Consider the following 14507-nt stretch of genomic DNA (forward strand, 5'->3'; position numbering starts at 1 on the left):
TGTGCTCTTCCGATCTCCGCCGCCGGCCGCGAGGCGCGGCTGCGCTTCCGGCTCGGCTCCAGCGGCACCGGCGACGCGCGCGCCGGGTGGCAGCTCAGCGATTTCCGCTGCGACGCACCATAGCGCCGGCCGTCCCGGACACGCCGCCGGTCTGCGCCGGCGGCGTGGTTGCCGGCGACTCAGCCGTTGCCGGCGGCCTGCGCTTCCTTGAGTTTCTGCGCGCATTCCTCGCAGCAGACCTCGACGGTCTTGCCGCCGATCTTCACGCTGATGCGGTTGTCATCGAGCGGGTAGTCGCACGCGGCACAGGTTTGCGTTGCCATTTCAGTTCTCCAGATTTCACCCGACAGCCGGGTGAGATCCAGTTTCCGTTCCGGGCGGCCGCGGCGCTGTCGGATTCTTTAGCGATCTGGCGCGCCCGACAGGCTGCGCTGGAAGTCCGACGGCGATCGGCCGTAGGCCTGGCGGAACGCCGAGGCGAAATGACTGTGGCTCGAAAAGCCGAGCTCCAGCGCGAGCGCCGACAGGTCGGCTTCGCGCGGCAGCCGGTCGAGCGCGCGCGCGAGCCGCAGGCGCAGCTGATAGCGGTACAGCGGCAGGCCCTCGACGTCGGCGAACACCTGGGTCAGGTAGACCGGCGAGCCACCGAGCTCGGCGGCGATCTCGGCGAGGGTCCAGCGCCGCGACAGATCGCTCGCGAGCAGCAGCTTCGCGCGGTCGACGAGACGCCGCCGCAGCCGCGTCGCGCGCGGCGCGCGCGCCGTGCGCGGACCCAGGCTGCGACAGACCAGGGTCAGCAGCAGGCCTTCGGCTTCGAGCGGCTCGGTCACGCCGCCGGCCAGGCCATGACGCAGCAGCGCGACGAGAGCCTGTGCGCGCGCGTCGATGCGCAGGCTCTGCTCGCGCAGTCCGGCCGCACCGGGCTGCAGCAGCGACGGCGGCGCGAGCTCGTGCAAGGTGGCTTCGGGCAGCGCGAGCGACAGGCAGGCGTCGCCGCCGGCGACCGGGTGGCTGACGCGATAGATCTGGCCCGCGTTGAAGAACAGCACGTGGTTCGCGTCGGCGACCGACTGCTCGCTGCCGACGTGGCGCACGTAGACGCCGCGATACGGGAACACCAGGTGCGTCGCGGCCGTGCATTCCTCGTCGCTGCGATGGCGGCATTCGCCGCGGCAGCGCACGTCGCGCACCGAGACGGTGCCGGTGTCCAGCAGCACGCTGACGTCGAACTCGGGCATGGCCGCCTCCGCGCCGGGTCTGGCCTGGCCTGGCCTGGCCTGGCCGGCAGCCTACAGGAACGCGCCGCGGCGGCGCCAGAAACGAAAAGGCCGCGCGATGCGCGGCGGCCGGATACGAAAAAGCCGCGCTGAGCGCGGCTTCTGCGTGTGCTTCTGCCTGTGGTTCAGAGCACGTAGACGAACATGAAAAGGCCGAGCCAGACCACGTCGACGAAGTGCCAGTACCAGGCCACGGCTTCGAAGCCGAAGTGGTTGTCCTTCGTGAAGTGGCCCTTGAGGCAGCGGAACCAGATCACCAGCAGCATGATCGTGCCCAGGGTCACGTGAAGACCGTGGAAACCCGTCAGCATGAAGAAGGTGGAGCCGTAGACGCCGGAGCCGAGCGTGAGGTTCAGGTGCTTGTAGGCCTCGATGTATTCCTCGGCCTGGAAGAACAGGAACAGCGCGCCGAGCGCGACGGTCAGGCCCAGGAACACGAGCAGCTGCAGGCGGTGGCCGGCGCGCAGCGCATGGTGCGCGATCGTGATCGTGACGCCCGAGGTCAGCAGGATCAGCGTGTTCAGCAGCGGCACGCCCCAGGCCGGGATCGTCTGGAAGCTGCCGCCGATCGAATCCGGACCGTTGGTCGGCCAGGCGGCCGCATAGCCCTGATGCAGGTAGAAGTTGGTCAGCGCGCCGTCGCCTTCGCCGCCGAGCCACGGCACCGAGTACATGCGCGCATAGAACAGCGCGCCGAAGAACGCGCCGAAGAACATGATCTCGGAGAAGATGAACCACATCATTCCCATGCGGAACGAGGTGTCGACCTGGTGGTTGTACAGGCCCTTGATCGACTCGCGGATCACGTCGCCGAACCAGCCCCACATCATGAACAGCAGGATCGCGACGCCGACGTAGAACGCCGGCTTGCCCCAGCTGACTTCATTGAGCCAGTTGGCGGCGCCGATCATGGTCGTGAACAGGCCTATCGTGCCCACCGCGGGCCACTTGCTGCCGTGGGGCACGTAGTAGATGTGCTTGCCTTCTGCTGTCGCCATGATGAAAACCCCGGTTGGAACGCTGGATCAGGACGCCGGCGCGGCGGCCTGGTTGGATTCGGCCAGTTTCTTGGTCGCGATGTCGTTCTCGAGGAACGTATAGGCGAGCGTCAAGGTACTGATGTCTTTGGGCAGCCGCGGATCGACGACGAAGCGCACGGGCATGCGCTTGGATTCGCCGGCGCGCAGCAGCTGCTCGGTGAAGCAGAAACACTCGGTCTTGTTGAAGTACAGCGAGGCCGAGTTCGGCGCCACGCTCGGAACCGCATTGCCGACGATGTCGCGCTGCGACACGTTGGTCGCGTCGAACCAGGCCTCGGTCAGCTCGCCCGGATGCACCTGCAAGCTGACCTTCTCGGCGTTGAACACCCACGGTAGCTTCGATTTGGTGTTGGCGACGAATTGCACGGTGACGAGGCGCGACTTGTCGACGGTCATCGCCGCGGTCGCTTCCGCGTCGGCCGCGCCCTGGTCGAGCTTGATGCCGAGCACGTGTTCGCAGGCGATGTTGTACAGCGGAATCAGCGCGAAGCAGAACGCGAACGCGCCGCCGGCGATCAGCCAGCCCTTCTTCTGCCAGGAACGGTTCGCTTCGCTCACGGCGCGGCTCCGCCCTTGAGCAGCAGTACGGCGCGCACGAAGAAGCCCGCATAGATCAGCGCGGCGACGCCCACGACGATCCATGCCGTGCGGCGTATCGCGGCGCGGCGGTCGGCGGGGTCGAAGCGGGCGGGTTCGGTGCTCATGCGTTCGGCTGCGCGCCGCCTCGCGGCGGCGCGCCGGGTTTCATCAGTGAGTCGGATCGCCGTGCGCGAGATCCTGCGCGCGGATCACCGGCGGCTCGGTGAAGGTGTGGTGCGGCGCCGGCGACGGCACCGTCCACTCCAGGCCGTGCGCGCCTTCCCAGACCTGCTGGGTCGCGGCCGGGCCGTGCTTCTTCGAGTGCCACAGGATCAGGAACATGAACACCGGCGTGCAGAGCATGCCGAACGCGCCGATCGAGCTGACGAAGTTCCAGTCGGCGAACGCGACGTTGTAGTCCGGAATGCGGCGCGGCATGCCCGCGAGGCCGAGGAAGTGCTGCGGGAAGAACAGCAGGTTCACGAACACGATGGTCCACCAGAAGTGGAACTTGCCCCACTTCTCCGAATACATCTTGCCGGTCCACTTCGGCCACCAGTAGTAAACCGCGGCGATGATCGAGAACAGCGCGCCGGTCACGAGCACGTAGTGGAAGTGGGCGACGACGAAATAGGTGTCGTGGTACTGGAAGTCGGCCGGCACGATCGCGAGCATCAGGCCCGAGAAGCCGCCGATCGTGAACAGGATGACGAAGCCGACGGCCCAGAGCATCGGCGTCTCGAACGACATCGAGCCCTTCCACATCGTCGACACCCAGTTGAACACCTTCACGCCCGTGGGCACGGCGATCATCATCGTCGCGTACATGAAGAACAGCTCGCCGCCGAGCGGCATGCCGACCGTGAACATGTGGTGCGCCCAGACGATGAAGCTCAGGAACGCGATCGACGCGGTCGCGTACACCATGGCCTGGTAGCCGAACAGCGGCTTGCGGCTGAAGGTCGGGATGATCTCCGACACGACGCCGAACGCCGGCAGGATCATGATGTAGACCTCGGGATGGCCGAAGAACCAGAAGATGTGCTGGAACATCACCGGGTCGCCGCCGCCGGCCGCGTTGAAGAAGCTCGTATGGAAGAACTTGTCGGTCAGCAGCATCGTGACCGCGCCGGCGAGCACCGGCATCACGGCGATCAGCAGGAACGCGGTGATCAGCCAGGTCCAGACGAACAGCGGCATCTTGAGCAGGTCCATGCCCGGCGCGCGCATGTTGAGGATGGTCGCGATGATGTTGATCGCGCCCATGATCGAGCTGATGCCCATCATGTGGATCGCGAAGATCGCGAAGGCCACCGACGAACCGCCCTGCAGCGACAGCGGCGGATACAGCGTCCAGCCGCCGGCCGGCGCGCCGCCCGGCAGGAACAGGGTCAGCAGCAGCACGGTGAACGCGAACGGCATGATCCAGAAGGACCAGTTGTTCATACGCGGCAGCGCCATGTCGGGCGCGCCGATCTGCAGCGGGATCATCCAGTTGCCGAGGCCGACGAAGGCCGGCATGACGCCGCCGAAGATCATGACCAGGGCGTGCACCGTGGTCATCTGATTGAAGAAGTAGGGTTCGACGAGCTGCAGACCCGGCTTCATGAGCTCTGCGCGGATGACGCCGGACATGGCGCCGCCGATGCAGAACATGATGAACGCGAAGACCAGGTACAGCGTACCGATGTCCTTGTGGTTGGTCGTGAAGACCCAGCGGTTCCAGAAGCCCTGCGGCTTGTGGTCGTGGTCGTCGTGATGATCGGCGTGGTGACCGGCGGCGGCGTGCGTAGCCATGGATTCGACCTCGTACTAAGACTTAACCCTGCGGCGCGGCGGGAGCCGGCGCGGCAGTGGCGGCAGCGGGAGCGGCGGCGGCCTGCTGGGCGGCCAGCCACTGGTCGAATTCGGCCTTCGGCTTGGCTTCGACGACGATGGGCATGAAGCCGTGGTCCTGGCCGCAGAGTTCGGCGCACTGGCCGCGGTAGGTGCCGGGCTGTTCGATCAGGGTCCAGGCATCGTTGATGATGTCGGGGATGGCGTCGGTCTTCCAGCCCAGCGCCGGCACCCACCAGGAGTGGATGACGTCGTCGGCGGTGACGACGAAGCGGATCTTCGCGTTGGTCGGCAGCACCAGCGGCTTGTCGACGTTGAGCAGGTAGGTGGCTTCGCTGCCGACCTTGACCGCATGCGGATCGAGGCCCGACTTGAGCTGGCGCGTCTTGTCGCTGTCCGCGTCGAGCTTGGACATGAAGTTGACGCCGGTCGGCTTGCCCTCGTAGTCGAGGTATTCGTAGCGCCACTTCCACTGGTAGCCGGTGATCTTGACGGTCAGCGCGGCGTTGGACGTGTCGGCCTGCTTGATCAGCATGCCGGTGGCCGGGTAGGCGCAGGCGACCAGGATCAGGATGGGGATGACGGTCCAGATCACTTCGGCCTTGGTGTTGTGGCTCCACTGAGCCGCGACGGCGCCCTTGGACTTGCGGAACTTGAACATCGCAAAGGCCATCGCGCCGAACACGATGATGCCGATGACGACGCAGACCCAGAGCACGATCATGTGCGCCGTGTAGGCGTTGCGTGCGGTCTCGGTGACGCCGGGCGTCATGTTCAGCTGCCAGCGCGCCGGCAGCGTGCTTGCGGCGCAACTGATATTCACGGCCAGCGCGAGCAGCGCCGCGCTAACGGCACGCCCGGTTCGCGTAGTTGCCAGAGACTTCATTGCCATCACCCTAAAGCCATCCCAGTCGTTGGGGCCGCCGCCGCACGCCGGACGCGACGCGACCGTGGTCGTGTCGAGCCGGCGTCCGGCCACGCACCGAATGCCATCGTGCCGCCGATCGCAGGCCCCGGCTGGTGGGACCCGGCGCGCCGCAGCGCCGCGGCGCGGACGCCGAGGCGTCGCGCAGGTCAGCGATGAGGCGGTTCCGCATGATCGGCTCCGGTGCCGCTGCAGCGCCGGCGGCTAGCGCGGCGCCGGCAGCCAGCGCCGGGCGTAGAACCGCGAAATGATAGTGGCTGGGCCGCAGACGGGCAAGGAAAGCCGAGCGCCCCGCCGCCGCGGCATTCGCCGGGCGCGACCGCCTCGCCCTGCGGCGAATTGCCACAGGGCCGGTACCCACGCGGATGCGTCGATATGGACCTTGACCGGGTGCGGCCCCATCCTAGAATCCCGCTTCTCCCCTTGCCGGGCCTGGGCCAGGCCGGCATTCCATCACCGAGATACTCCGTGAGTGCCGACATACTGACACCCGAACTGCCTGCGCCGGCCGACGCCGCGCGCGCGCGCATGACCGCGGCCTACTGCCGCGACGAGACCGAGGCCGTCAACGAGCTCGTGGCGCAGGCCGCGCTGCCCCCGGCCGAACGTGATCTCGTGCTGGCCCGCGCCGGCGAGCTCGTCGCCCGCGTCCGCGCCAAGGCCGACCAGAAGTCCGCGGTCGAGTCCTTCATGCGCGAGTACGACCTGTCGTCCGAGGAAGGCGTGCTGCTGATGTGCGTGGCCGAAGCGCTGCTGCGCATCCCGGACAAGGAAACCGCCGACAAGCTGATCTCCGACAAGCTCGGCGACGCGAACTGGGAGTCCCATCTCGGCAAGAGCGATTCGGTGCTCGTCAACGCGGGCACCTGGGGCCTGATGCTGACCGGCAAGCTCGTCACCCTGGCCGACGAGACCCAGCGCAACTTCCTGGGCGCTTTGAAGCGGCTGGTCGGCCGCGCCGGCGAGCCGGTGATCCGGCTGGCCGTGCGCCAGGCCATGCGCATCATGGGCCACCAGTTCGTCATGGGCCGCACGATCGCCGAAGCGCTGGACCGCGCCGAGGAAAAGGAAAACCGGGTCTACCGCTATTCCTACGACATGCTCGGCGAGGGCGCGCTGACCACGCCCGACGGCGAGCGCTACCACCGCGCCTACATCGACGCGATCAAGGCGCTCGGCGCGCGCGGCGAGGCAAGGGACGGCCGAGTGCCGGCTGCGCCGGGAGCGCAGGCCGGCCCCGCCCGCGACATCCTCGACGCGCCGTCGATCTCGATCAAGCTGTCGGCGCTGCATCCGCGCTACGAAGTGGCCAAGCGCGAGCGCGTGTTCGCCGAGCTGCAGCCCAGGCTGCTCGAGCTCGCGCAGCTCGCCAAGGCCCAGGGCATCTGCCTGACCGTCGATGCGGAAGAATCCGAACGCCTGGAAATCTCGCTGGACCTGATGGCCGCCGTGCACGCGGATCCGTCGCTGGCCGGCTGGCAGGGCTTCGGCCTCGCAGTGCAGGCCTACCAGAAGCGCGCGCCGTTCGTGATCGACTGGCTGGCCGAGAAGGCTCGCGCCAACGGCCAGCGCTGGTGCGTGCGCCTGGTCAAGGGCGCCTACTGGGATTCGGAGGTCAAGCGCGCGCAGGAAAGCGGCCACGCCGGCTATCCGGTCTACACGCGCAAGCCGAACACCGACGTGTCCTATCTGGCCTGCGCGCGGCGCCTGTTCGACTACGGCGAGCTGTTCTATCCGGCGTTCGCGACGCACAACGCGCACACGATCGCGGCGATCCACCACATGGCGCGCGGCCGTCCGTTCGAATTCCAGCGCCTGCACGGCATGGGCGCCGACCTCTACGCCGAAGTCATCGGCGAGAAGAATCTGAACGTGCCGTGCCGCGTCTACGCGCCGGTCGGCTCGCACGAAGACCTGCTGCCGTATCTCGTGCGCCGCCTGCTCGAGAACGGCGCAAACACGAGCTTCGTCAACCGCATCGTCGATGAAAGCCTGTCGATCCGCGATCTCGTCGCCGACCCGGTCGAGGTCGTGCGCCATTTCACTACCAAGCCGCATCCGCGCATTCCGCAGCCGGCCGGCCTGTTCGGGGAACAACGGAAGAATTCCATGGGCGTCAATCTCGGTAACGACAACGAACTCAAGGCGCTCGCCGACGCGATCGCCGCTTCGCCGCAGACGTGGACCGCCAGGCCGCTGATCCCGGGCGCGACGTTCACCTCGGCGCTGATCCCGGTGACCGATCCGGCCGACCGCCGCCGCACCGTCGGCAGCTGGCAGCCGGCCGACGCGGCGTCCGTGGACAAGGCCATCGCCAATGCGGTAGCGGCGCAGCCGGACTGGGACCGCCTGCCGGCCACCGGCCGCGCCAAGATTCTCGAGCACACGGCCGACCTCATGGAGGCCAACCGCGGCGAGCTCATCGCGCTGTGCGTGCGCGAAGCCGGCAAGACGATTCCCGACGCGATCGCCGAAGTGCGCGAAGCGGTCGACTTCTGCCGCTACTACGCGACGCAGGCGCGCAAGCTGCTCGCCCACGGCGAGAATCTGCCCGGCCCGACCGGCGAATCCAACCAGCTGTTCCTGCACGGCCGCGGCGTGTTCGTCGCGATCAGTCCGTGGAATTTTCCGCTGGCCATCTTCATGGGCCAGGTCGTCGCGGCGCTGGTCACGGGCAACGCAGTGATCGCCAAGCCGGCCGAGCAGACCAACCTCGTCGCGTTCCGCGCGACCCAGCTGCTGCACGAGGCCGGCGTGCCGTCGGGCGTGCTGCAGTTCGTGCCCGGTGACGGCGCCACGGTCGGCGCGGCGCTGTGCCGCGATCCGCGCATCGCCGGCGTCGTGTTCACCGGCTCCACCGAGACCGCGCGCGCGATCAACCGCGCGCTCGCCGCGCGCGACGCCGCGATCGCCGTGCTGATCGCCGAGACCGGCGGCCAGAACGCGCTGATCGCCGACTCGTCATCGCTGCCGGAGCAGGTCGTCAAGGACGCCGTCAGCAGCGCGTTCTACTCGGCCGGCCAGCGCTGCTCCTGCGCGCGCATCCTGTTCGTGCAGGAAGACATCGCCGACAAGGTCGTCGCGATGCTCGCCGGCGCGATGGACGAGCTCAAGGTCGGCGAACCGCGCCTGCTGTCGACCGACATCGGCCCGGTCATCGACGAGGACGCGAAGAAGATCCTCGACGACCATGCCGCGCGCATGGACAAGGAAGCGAAGCTGATCAAGGTCGCCAGGCTCGGCGACGGCGCCGAGCACGGCACCTTCTTCGCGCCGCGCGCCTACGAGATCGCGTCGCTCGACCAGCTCAAGCGCGAAGTGTTCGGCCCGGTGCTGCACGTGCTGCGCTGGAAGGCCGCCGATCTGGACCGGGTCATCGACCAGATCAACGCGACCGGCTACGGCCTGACGCTCGGCGTGCACAGCCGCATCGACACGACGATCGACCAGATCGCCAAGGGCGTGAAGGTCGGCAACTGCTACGTCAACCGCAACCAGATCGGCGCGGTCGTCGGCGTGCAGCCGTTCGGCGGCGAAGGCCTGTCGGGCACCGGCCCGAAGGCCGGCGGCCCGCACTATCTCGCACGCTTCGTGACCGAACGCACCCTGACGATCAACACCACGGCCGCCGGCGGCAACGCCTCGCTGCTGACGCTCGGCGAATGAAACCTGCCGGCCTGCGCGCGGCGGCTCAGCCGCCGCCGTAGGTCGCGCGATACAGCGGCGTGCCGCGCACGAGTTCGGCGAGTTCCTGCGTGCCGAGCTTGCGCTGGCGCGTGCCGTCCGGCGCATCGGCCGCGTCTTCGATCACGTCGCTCGGCAGCGCCAGGAAATGGCCGAACAGCCGCGTGCCGGCGACCTGCTCGTCGTTGCGGATCAGCGCGATCGCATCGTCCCAGGCCTGACGCAGTTCGGCGGTGCCGTAGCGTTTGCGTAGCAGCTCGGCGAGCAGCGCCACGTCGTTCGCGTCGTCATCGGTCTTCCGGCCGAGCACGCCGTTGCGCCAGTGTTCCTCGATCTGATCGGCGATCGCGGCGTCCGCATCGGCCGTGCGCAGCACCTGCGCGCGCAGCCGGTCTTTGCCGAACAGATGCTCGAGCCCGGCGAAGCCGCACTTGAGCACATGCCGCGTCCGGGTGGAACGGTCGAGCACCAGACCGGGACCGCTCTCCGCGAGCGAGCGCTGCTCCGGTTCGGTGAGCACTTCGGCCAGCAGCTGGCTCATTTCGTGGAATATCTGCTCCGGATCGTCCGCCGGCACGGCTTCCCGCGTGCGCGCGAGCAACGCACGCGCATCCGGGATGCGGCCGTTGCGGATCATCTGGCTGACGCGCGCGAGCTCGACGGTCGCGGCGATCGCCGGCGACGGGTAGTCCTGCCGCAGCAACGCCGCCGCGGGCTCCAGCCCGTCCTCGAAATGGCGCTTCATCGTCGCGACCGGAACCGGCCATGCGCTCAGTACGCGCAGACCGGGGACGGCTTCGTCCGCGGCGTTCGACTCGTCTGCATCGTCCTGCTCCGACTGGGCTTGCGCCGTGGATTCGGCGATGGACGCCGCGAGCGCATCGGGATCCATGCTCAGCGCCGTCAGCAGCAGAAGTGGCGCCTGATCGGGCTCGTGATAGGCGGGATTGTCGGCGCGCTCCTCGGCTTCCTCACGATGCAGCGCGTCGCGCCAGGCCGGCCACAGCGCCGCCGCATCGGCGGGACCGCATTTGAGCCAGCGCATCAGCAGATAGGGAGCAGCGTCCTCGACGGCATCCACCGATTGCAGCTGCGCGGCCGAAGGCGCCGGCGGACAGGCCGCCGCCGCGCCGCTGCCGGCGGCGAGCAGGAACAGAGCCGAGAGACGACCGTGCATGGAACTCCCCCAGGATCGCGCGACAGCCGTTGCGGCTGTGCAGACAGGCGATCTTAGGCAGGGGATCCGACGGACGGCCAGACGGCCGCCGCCGGATATTCACGACCGGTTTACGCCGCGATTCGCGCCGCCGTCCGTTCCTCCGAACGGCGCGCGATGTCGCGTGCGGCGGTCAGCTGCGCAGGCGATAGACCAGCATGCCGAGGCCGATCAGCAGCATGACGGCCCCGATGCCGTAGAACAGGCCCGACTCGTCCTTGTGGTCGGCGAGGATCACCGTGTGCGGATCTTCGGGCAGGTACTTGACCGACAGCACGGCCGGCTTGTCGTCGGGCTGGTCGCGCAGCGCCTTGCCCTGGTCGTTGCCGAGGCTGACGCTGTCGCTGACGCTCTTGCCGTCGGGGGTAGAGAACGTGATCTGCGCGCGGAAATTGCGCTCGCGGCCGCGCTTGGTGCTCCAGGTAACTTCGGTGACGGTCGCTTCGACGCTGACGCCGTGATCGGCCAGCGCCTTGCTGTCCTTGGCTTCCTTGAAGCCGGCGTACAGCATGGCCGGGCCGCCGACCAGCAGCACGATCAGGAACAGGATGGAACGCAACTTGGAAAACATGGGAATCCCCTGAGGATGATGAAACGGCGCCGCGGCGCCGGGATGAAGGCGAAAAGCCGCCGCTTCGCCGCGCCCTTCCCGCGCGGCGGATCGATGAAGTCGAAGTGGCGACGGCGCGAACACCGTCCGTGGCCGCGTACCCGCTTGCCGGGACGCGAGGCCGCTGACGCGGCCGGCGATCCTTCCGTGGATCGCCCGGCGGCAGGCCGGCCTGCGGCCTGCCGCGGGTTTCGGTCAATCGTCGCTGCTGGCCAGCGAGATCAGGATGCGCAGCACGTACCAGAGCAGCAGCGCGATCGAGGCGAACAGATGCAGCGCCGCGCCGGCCGGCCGGTCGGTCGGATAGTGATGGATGATGTTGGAGGTGTCGTAGAGCACGCAGCCGCCGGCGACGACGACCATGATGGCCGAGAACCAGATGCCGAGGCTGAAGCCGAAGATCGCGCCCGCGACGATCGCGCCGAGCGCACAGAACAGCGCGACCTTGAGAATGCCGCCGAGGAACGAGAAGTCCTTCTTCGTCGTGAACGCCGTATAGGTCAGGCCCGCGACGAGCAGCAGGGTGATGAAGCCGGCCGCCGGAATCGCCTTCGGCGCCACCAGCGCCGCGATCGCGAACAGCGGCGCGAAGATCAGGCTTTCGGCCAGCACGTAGACGCCGAGGCCGAGCATCTGCTTTTCGTTGCTATCGGCGTTGTCGGCCCAGTTCGAGGCCAGCCATCCGACCACCATGAACGCGCCCAGGAACGCGATCCAGACCCAGCGGCCCGTGCTCATGAGTTTGAGCATGGCCGTGCCCATGCCGGACAGATAGAACAGGCCCGACAGCACGGTGAACGCGAGCAGCGCGACGGCCAGATACGAATAGGTCGAACGGATGAAGGCGATGCGGCTTTCGCCGAATCCCGCTTCCGGCAGGGTTTGTGCGGTGTAGTCCATGTACTGCCCCCTAGACGGTGGTGCGATCGCGACCCGCCGCAGCGGCGCCGCAGCAGAGCTGCGGACGATCGCGGCAGGCGGAGAGAGAAGGTATTGTCGTTACGGCGCCGGCACGACGACCGGCGCCGGCACAGTCTACACGCGGCCCTGTGGCCGGGGCACTGGCGGATTCGTCAAGTTGCGCGCGGCGGCGCATTACAGTTCGGCGCAGCGTCAGCGCAAGCCGTCCGGAAACAGCGCCGCGAACAGCGGCGTCGCCCGCGCGGCGGCGACGGCCTCGTCGCGGCGCGGCGGACGCCGCACGCTGCGCTCCGGGTCGGCAGGATCGTCCTCGAGCACGGCCGACGGCAGCGGCAGCTCCACGCCGTAGAGCAGCAGCCCGGGCTGCGCGTCATCGGTATGGATCGAGCCTTCCGCATCGAGCCAGCCCTGGCGCAGCTGCGCGCGGGAATAGCGCCGTTCGAGCAGCGGCTGCAGACGCCGCCAGTGACTGACCATGGGAAATTCCGGTCCGCCCCATTCGTGGCGCAGCAGCAGCGCGAGCGCCGCGCCCGGATCGCCGTCGGCGCGCAGCAGATCCGCACGCAGGCCGAGCGGATCGAGCGCCGGATTCCCGCGTCCGGGTACGCCGCAACTTTCGGTGTAGATGCTGCTGCGCCGATCCAGCACCCACGCCTGCGGCGGCGGCTCCACGGGCGACTGCGGATCCAGCGCGGCGCGCAGTTTCGCGGCCTGTCGCACCATCGCGGCCTCGTAGGCCGGCAGACCCGGCTGCATCTGCGCGGCGCGGTCGAGCCGATCGCGCCCGCGCGCGACGTCGCCGCGGCGCACGTCGTCCACGGCGAGGACGAGTTCCGCGAGCCGGTCCAGCGGCGGCGGCAGCGGGCCGTCGGCCCGTTCGAGCAGCCGTTCGAAGAAGCGCGGCATGGCCGCTTCGAGCCGGCGCGTCGCGGCCTCGATCTCGTCGTCGCGCAGCCGCAGCGGACCCAGCCAGCCGTCGCGGTCGCGGCTCCAGCGCGCACCGCGGCCGGCGAGATCGCGCGGATCCGCGGTTCCCAGCAGCAGGATGTTGCGCTGCAGATTCGACTGGCCGGACCCGCGCGACGCCTCCAGCGCCGGATCGAATGCCGGCACGGCTTCGTCCCAACCGCACTTGAGCAATCGCAGCACCGCGTATTCGAACAGATCGCGCGCGCTGTCTGCGGACTGCTGCTGCGCGGCGAGTTCCGCCGGTGCCGGCAGCGGCGGACAGGCGGCCTGCGTCGCCGCGGCCAGCATCAACGCCGCCAACGTTCCGAGGAACCCCGCTGCCGTCTTGCGGTTCATAACGCTGCCCGGTCGTGGCGACCACGGCGATGCTGCCGGCAAGGTCGGCCGGCCGCCATACGGGCAATAACGCCTGTTTACCGTCGCTTCAGCGATTTTTTAACGCGGAGCGCCGGAGGGCATCGGTTAAGCTTGCCCGCCCTGCGGTCAGACCGGCCGCGGGACGCCGTCGAGGAACGCCGACCGCATGTACCTGGAGCACTACGGCCTCAAGGAAACGCCGTTCTCTATCACCCCGGATCCGCGCTACGTGTTCCTCAGCGAGCGCCACCGGGATGCGCTCGCGCATCTGCTCTACGGCATCGGCAAAGGCGGTTCCGGCGGCTTCGTGCAGCTGACCGGCGAGGTCGGCACCGGCAAGACGACCTTGTGCCGCCTGCTGCTGGAGCAGCTTCCGGAGAACACGCGCGTCGCACTCGTGCTCAATCCCAAGCTCACGCCGGTGGAGCTCGTCGAGACGGTCTGCGAGGAGCTCAAGCTCGACATCGAAGGCCGTCGCGGCAGCCTCAAGGCGCTCGTCGACGTGCTCAACACCTTCCTGCTCGACGCCTATGCCCAGGGCCTGCGCGTCGTGCTCATCGTCGACGAGGCGCAGAACCTCTCGGTCGAGGCGCTGGAGCAGGTGCGCCTGCTGACCAACCTCGAGACGCCGACGCAGAAACTGCTGCAGATCATCCTCCTCGGCCAGCCCGAGCTGCGCCGCCTGCTCGAGCGCGACGATCTGCGCCAGCTTGCGCAGCGCATCACCGCGCGCTACCACCTGACGCCGCTGAACGGCGAGGAATGCGAAGCCTACGTGCGGCATCGCATGGCCGTCGCCGGTTCGCGCAAGCTGCCGTTCTCGCGCCTGGGCCTGCGTGCGCTGTACCAGCGCTCGGGCGGCATTCCGCGCCTGATCAACGTGATCGCCGACCGCGCGCTGATGGCCGGCTTCGCCCGCGAGACCGACAGCATCGGCGAACGCCTCGTCGATCTCGCCGCCGACGAGACCTTGCCGGGTCATGCGCGCTACTACATGCGTCGTTACGGCCGCTGGGTCGCTCTGGGCCTGCTGCTCGTCGCCGCCGGCGCCGGCCTCTGGTGGCGGCAGCGGCCGCCGGCCGCTCCGCCCGCG

At 68.5% G+C, this 14507-nt stretch carries 13 protein-coding genes; 2 read left to right on the forward strand and 11 right to left on the reverse strand.

Annotated features, from left to right (window positions below; all coding sequences use genetic code 11):
- Positions 1 to 179: 179 nt before the first annotated feature.
- From NON22_RS11370 to coxB, 7 genes are all read right to left on the reverse strand, one after another.
- A complete protein-coding gene (locus NON22_RS11370; RefSeq protein WP_257387050.1) occupies positions 180 to 323 on the reverse strand; it encodes a hypothetical protein in 144 nt (47 codons plus the stop codon).
- A 78-nt stretch (positions 324 to 401) separates the two neighbouring features.
- Complete coding sequence (locus NON22_RS11375) at positions 402 to 1238, reverse strand: helix-turn-helix transcriptional regulator (protein ID WP_257387051.1); 837 nt, start codon at positions 1236 to 1238, stop codon at positions 402 to 404.
- A gap of 164 nt (positions 1239 to 1402) precedes the next feature.
- Positions 1403 to 2275: a cytochrome c oxidase subunit 3 gene (locus NON22_RS11380; RefSeq protein WP_257387052.1), complete on the reverse strand. Its 873-nt coding sequence runs from the start codon at positions 2273 to 2275 to the stop codon at positions 1403 to 1405.
- 27 nt (positions 2276 to 2302) lie between these two features.
- Positions 2303 to 2875, reverse strand: a complete 573-nt coding sequence (locus tag NON22_RS11385) for a cytochrome c oxidase assembly protein (protein WP_257387053.1) — start codon at positions 2873 to 2875, stop codon at positions 2303 to 2305.
- Positions 2872 to 3021, reverse strand: a complete 150-nt coding sequence (locus tag NON22_RS11390) for a hypothetical protein (protein WP_257387054.1) — start codon at positions 3019 to 3021, stop codon at positions 2872 to 2874. Before NON22_RS11390 ends, NON22_RS11385 begins: the two co-directional genes overlap by 4 nt.
- A 43-nt stretch (positions 3022 to 3064) precedes the next feature.
- On the reverse strand, positions 3065 to 4693 hold the full coding sequence (ctaD, locus tag NON22_RS11395; RefSeq protein WP_257387055.1) for a cytochrome c oxidase subunit I: 1629 nt from the start codon (positions 4691 to 4693) through the stop codon (positions 3065 to 3067).
- 22 nt (positions 4694 to 4715) lie between these two features.
- Positions 4716 to 5624 (reverse strand): cytochrome c oxidase subunit II, encoded by a 909-nt coding sequence (gene coxB / locus NON22_RS11400; RefSeq protein ID WP_257387056.1) that lies wholly within the window; start codon positions 5622 to 5624, stop codon positions 4716 to 4718.
- A 501-nt stretch (positions 5625 to 6125) separates the two neighbouring features.
- On the opposite strand from coxB, the gene putA reads away from it, so the two are divergent.
- Positions 6126 to 9323: a bifunctional proline dehydrogenase/L-glutamate gamma-semialdehyde dehydrogenase PutA gene (gene putA, locus NON22_RS11405; protein ID WP_257387057.1), complete on the forward strand. Its 3198-nt coding sequence runs from the start codon at positions 6126 to 6128 to the stop codon at positions 9321 to 9323.
- A 25-nt stretch (positions 9324 to 9348) separates the two neighbouring features.
- Here the strand turns inward: putA and NON22_RS11410 are convergent, their stop codons facing one another.
- From NON22_RS11410 to NON22_RS11425, 4 genes are all read right to left on the reverse strand, one after another.
- On the reverse strand, positions 9349 to 10518 hold the full coding sequence (locus tag NON22_RS11410; protein WP_257387058.1) for a hypothetical protein: 1170 nt from the start codon (positions 10516 to 10518) through the stop codon (positions 9349 to 9351).
- Between the two features lie 172 nt (positions 10519 to 10690).
- On the reverse strand, positions 10691 to 11128 hold the full coding sequence (locus NON22_RS11415) for a DUF3592 domain-containing protein (RefSeq protein ID WP_257387059.1): 438 nt from the start codon (positions 11126 to 11128) through the stop codon (positions 10691 to 10693).
- A gap of 234 nt (positions 11129 to 11362) precedes the next feature.
- Positions 11363 to 12067, reverse strand: coding sequence for a Bax inhibitor-1/YccA family protein (locus NON22_RS11420; RefSeq protein WP_257387060.1), 705 nt, complete (start codon positions 12065 to 12067; stop codon positions 11363 to 11365).
- 213 nt (positions 12068 to 12280) lie between these two features.
- On the reverse strand, positions 12281 to 13393 hold the full coding sequence (locus NON22_RS11425) for a hypothetical protein (protein ID WP_257387061.1): 1113 nt from the start codon (positions 13391 to 13393) through the stop codon (positions 12281 to 12283).
- A gap of 187 nt (positions 13394 to 13580) precedes the next feature.
- Here NON22_RS11425 and NON22_RS11430 point away from each other — a divergent pair.
- The coding region (locus NON22_RS11430; RefSeq protein ID WP_257387062.1) for an ExeA family protein at positions 13581 to 14507 on the forward strand (927 nt) is incomplete at its 3' end.

Source organism: Tahibacter caeni, assembly GCF_024609805.1.
GTDB lineage: Bacteria > Pseudomonadota > Gammaproteobacteria > Xanthomonadales > Rhodanobacteraceae > Tahibacter > Tahibacter caeni.

Bases quoted from the DNA above. Each gene is read 5' to 3' on its own strand.
- NON22_RS11370 (WP_257387050.1), bottom strand. From the start codon at position 323: ATGGCAACGCAAACCTGTGCCGCGTGCGACTACCCGCTCGATGACAAC.
- NON22_RS11375 (WP_257387051.1), bottom strand. From the start codon at position 1,238: ATGCCCGAGTTCGACGTCAGCGTGCTGCTGGACACCGGCACCGTCTCG.
- NON22_RS11380 (WP_257387052.1), bottom strand. From the start codon at position 2,275: ATGGCGACAGCAGAAGGCAAGCACATCTACTACGTGCCCCACGGCAGC.
- NON22_RS11390 (WP_257387054.1), bottom strand. From the start codon at position 3,021: ATGAGCACCGAACCCGCCCGCTTCGACCCCGCCGACCGCCGCGCCGCG.
- ctaD (WP_257387055.1), bottom strand. From the start codon at position 4,693: ATGGCTACGCACGCCGCCGCCGGTCACCACGCCGATCATCACGACGAC.
- coxB (WP_257387056.1), bottom strand. From the start codon at position 5,624: ATGGCAATGAAGTCTCTGGCAACTACGCGAACCGGGCGTGCCGTTAGC.
- NON22_RS11410 (WP_257387058.1), bottom strand. From the start codon at position 10,518: ATGCACGGTCGTCTCTCGGCTCTGTTCCTGCTCGCCGCCGGCAGCGGC.
- NON22_RS11415 (WP_257387059.1), bottom strand. From the start codon at position 11,128: ATGTTTTCCAAGTTGCGTTCCATCCTGTTCCTGATCGTGCTGCTGGTC.
- NON22_RS11420 (WP_257387060.1), bottom strand. From the start codon at position 12,067: ATGGACTACACCGCACAAACCCTGCCGGAAGCGGGATTCGGCGAAAGC.
- NON22_RS11425 (WP_257387061.1), bottom strand. From the start codon at position 13,393: ATGAACCGCAAGACGGCAGCGGGGTTCCTCGGAACGTTGGCGGCGTTG.